2 protein-coding genes are annotated in these 1,963 nt (G+C 74.4%); both read left to right on the top strand.

From position 1 onward, the window contains the following. Window positions 1-164: 164 nt before the first annotated feature. Window positions 165-521: a hypothetical protein gene (locus tag KS423_RS44405; protein WP_224285354.1), complete on the top strand. Its 357-nt coding sequence runs from the start codon at window positions 165-167 to the stop codon at window positions 519-521. Window positions 522-717: 196 nt separating this feature from the next. Further along, window positions 718-1,963: MFS transporter (locus tag KS423_RS44410; protein WP_224285355.1), on the top strand; the 1,246-nt coding region annotated here is incomplete at its 3' end.

The following is a 1,963-nucleotide window of genomic DNA, read 5'->3' on the forward strand; positions in this document are numbered from 1 at the left end:
TCGGCCTGCGGGCGCTGGACCGGGCGGTCGATCCGGGCGTCGACGCCCCGGCGGCCGGCGCGGCGCTGCTGCGGGGGCTGGACCGCCGCTGAGCGGCCCTGTCGGGCGTCCCGGACGCCCGGTTGACCACGGAAGTGCTTCCACCGAGGAGAAGGAGTCGGCAGATGGCGCAGGTCGGGATAGACGGCGACAGCCTGGTCGTGGAGATCGAGGGCCTGGACAAGCTCTGGGCGCTGAAGAGCCGGTTGGTGATCCCACTGGCCAACGTGCGCGGCGCGACGGCGGATCCGGGGATCGCCAAGGAGCCCAAGGGGTTCCGGGCCCCCGGGACCCACTTCCCGGACGTCATCACGGCCGGGACCTTCCGCCGCGACGGCGAGCGGGTGTTCTGGGACGTGCATGACGCGAGCCGGATCGTGGTGATCGAGCTCGCCGACGAGAAGTACGCCCGGCTGGTGGTCCAGGTGGCGGACCCGCAGGCGACGGTGGCGCTGATCGAGTCCGTCGTTCCGCCGAGGTGAGCCGGGCGGGGACTCCCGCCCGTCGTCGCCCCGGTGGCGCCCGGCCCTTCGTGGGGTCGGGCGCTACCGGCGTTTCAGGGGTTCCGTGAGTCTCTTGATGTGAAGTATCTTGATGTCGAGATTGATTGCGATCACGCGACTCGACCGACTCACACCACTCATGCGACGGGGGCCTGCCATGCGGGGGAACGGACTGATGACGCAGCTGCGGCGGCCGCCGGGCGGGCGGGACGCGCGGATCATGCTGCTGGCTCAGTGCGTCGACCGGACCGGCACCGGGGTGTGGGCGGCGGCCTCGGTGCTCTACTTCACCTACGTGTGCGGGATGGACGCGCGCCGGCTTGGGCTGCTGCTCGGGGTGGGGGCGGTGGCGGGGATCGCCGGGTCCCCGCTGGCCGGGCGGGCGGCCGAGCGGGTGCCGGTGCGGTGGCTGCTGATCGGCTGCCACCTGCTGCGGCTGGGCGCGATGGTGCTGCTGCTGGTGGTCGACGACTTCGCCGCGCTGCTGCCCGTGGTGGCCCTGATCTGCCTGGCCGAGCGGGCCGCCAAGACGCTGGAGATGCTGTTCGCGACCCGGGTGGCGGGCGAGCGGCGGGCGACCTACCAGGCGCTGTTCCGCAGTGTGGCCAACGCCGGGTACGCGCTCGGTGCGGGCATCGCGGCGATCGGGCTCGCGGTGGGGACCACGGCCGCCTACCGGGCGCTGATCCTCGCCAACGGGCTGTCCTACGTGCTCGCCGCCGTGCTGGTCTGGCGCACCCGGGAGCCGTCCGGGCGCGGCCTGGTCGCGGCGAAGGCCGGGGAGGAGCCCACCGCGGTGCCGTCCGCCGTGCCGAGTCCCTGGCGGGACCGCGGCTACCTGCGGTTCGTCCTGCTGGACATGCCGCTGAACCTGGACGACTCGATCCTCAACGTCGGGCTGCCGCTCTGGCTGGTCCACCACACCGGCGCGCCGCACGCGGTCGTCCCGGTCTTCCTGGTGCTCAACACGGTGCTCGTGGTGCTGCTGCAACTGCGGGTCTCGGCCCGGGCGGAGGGGGCGCTCGGGGCGGCCGCAGCGGTGCGCTGGTACGGGGTGACGGTGCTGGGCGGCTGCCTGCTGATCGCGCTCGCCACCGGCGCCGGGCCGGTCGTGGCCTCGGTCGCACTGCTGGCCGCGGCCATGCTGGTCACCCTGGCGGAGCTGCTGCGCTCGGTGAGCTCCTGGGAGCTGGCGGTCGTGCTGGCCCCGCCGGGCGCCCGGGCCTCGTACCTGGGGGTCGCCGGGATGTCCCAGTCGGTGCAGAAGTCGGTGGGCCCGCTGCTGCTCACGGGGGTGGTGATGGCGGCCGGCCCGCTCGGCTGGCTGGGGCTCGGAGCGGCGACGGTCGGCCTCGGCGCGCTCCAGCGCCGGGCCAGCCTGCGGCGGTTGGAGGCGCTGGCCGGGGCGGCCGGTGGCACGG

Origin of the sequence: Streptomyces sp. LS1784 (assembly GCF_020103755.1) — a bacterium.
GTDB lineage: Bacteria > Actinomycetota > Actinomycetes > Streptomycetales > Streptomycetaceae > Kitasatospora.